This is a genomic window from Campylobacter sp. JMF_08 NE1 (assembly GCF_027737875.1).
Classification (GTDB): Bacteria; Campylobacterota; Campylobacteria; order Campylobacterales; family Campylobacteraceae; genus Campylobacter_B.
In genome coordinates this window covers 1-1,215 of sequence record NZ_JAOVUC010000018.1, presented here as the reverse complement: position 1 = coordinate 1,215, position 1,215 = coordinate 1, and the positions used below count along the sequence as shown (strand labels likewise).

The following is a 1,215-nucleotide window of genomic DNA, read 5'->3' as shown; positions in this document are numbered from 1 at the left end:
ATACATCTATCATTATCTACAAAAAATTTCATTCTAGCCATATCTTACCCCTTATGCCTTTTCCAATCTACAAAGACCAGCGTTAAACTCAGAAATTTGAGTGTTAATGTCAAAGCCGTAGTTTGTGATGATATTTGAGCTTTCGCCGATAGTATAAGGCTTGGTGCCTTCCGGATAGCGATCGCTTAAATCAACGCCTTGGAAAATTCCTGCAAAGTTATAAGGTAGCACGATACGATCAGGCGTAACTGAGTGCGAGTAGATACATTTTACTTTTATTTTTGTGCCTTGTGGGGCGTGTATCCACATCATTTCGCCGTCTTTTATGCCGTGATCTGCTGCTAAGCTTGGATTTACATGAGCAAACATCTCAGGTGTAATCGCTGCAAGATATTTGCTAGTTCGTTCTAACATACCTGCACCGCTTAAATTTACAACCCGAAGCGAACTCATGATGGTCGGGAATTCCTTACTCCAATCTTTCTCTTGTTGTTCGCTTTTGAATTTTGTAGCAACACGGAAATTTCGTGCTTGATCGTCAAATGACGGATATTTTTGCACTAAATCCCATCGTGGAGAGTGGATAGGCTCTCTGTGAAGCGGAATAGGATCAGCAAATTCCCAAACTTTCGACCTTGCTCTTGCGTTTCCACACGGACAAATTCCAAATTCTCTACATTTTTGGTTGATAATACCGCTGTAATCATCGCTCCAAGATGAGCCGATTTTTGCCTTTTCTTCTTCGCTTAAAGTAATACCTAGAATTTGCTCGATATTATCTTTTGTGATTTGAGCGTGACCGCCTTTAACCTTTGAATTCGGCAAAGTTATGCTTTCATCGGCAAGTTGTGAAACGCCGTTGTGCTCTAATCCAAAGCGATTTCTAAATCCCATACCACCTTTTTCATAAGGTTTAGTCAAATCATACATAATCGGCGTTCCAGGGTGTTTTGTATCCCAGCACGGCCATGGAAGTCCGTAGTATTCGCCTTTAACATCTCCGCCGATTCCCATAAGCGTATCAGGATCGAAGTTGTGCCAGTTGGCTTGATGACGGCGAAGTCTTTCAGCTGTTCTACCTTGATTTCCGATACTATGTCCGCATCTAGCAATCTCATCTGTCGCATCATCAGGCCATACGAAATCATCTTTAACTTGTTTTAACTCGCAATCGACGATTCCCATTTTCATACCCTTGACATACTCATCGTAAAA

At 41.6% G+C, this 1,215-nt stretch carries 1 protein-coding gene; it reads right to left on the bottom strand.

The annotated features are described in order from the left end of the window. Positions 1 to 51: 51 nt before the first annotated feature. A partial coding sequence (locus tag OFN91_RS08240) for a formate dehydrogenase subunit alpha (RefSeq protein WP_270873906.1) occupies positions 52 to 1,215 on the bottom strand: 1,164 nt, incomplete at its 5' end.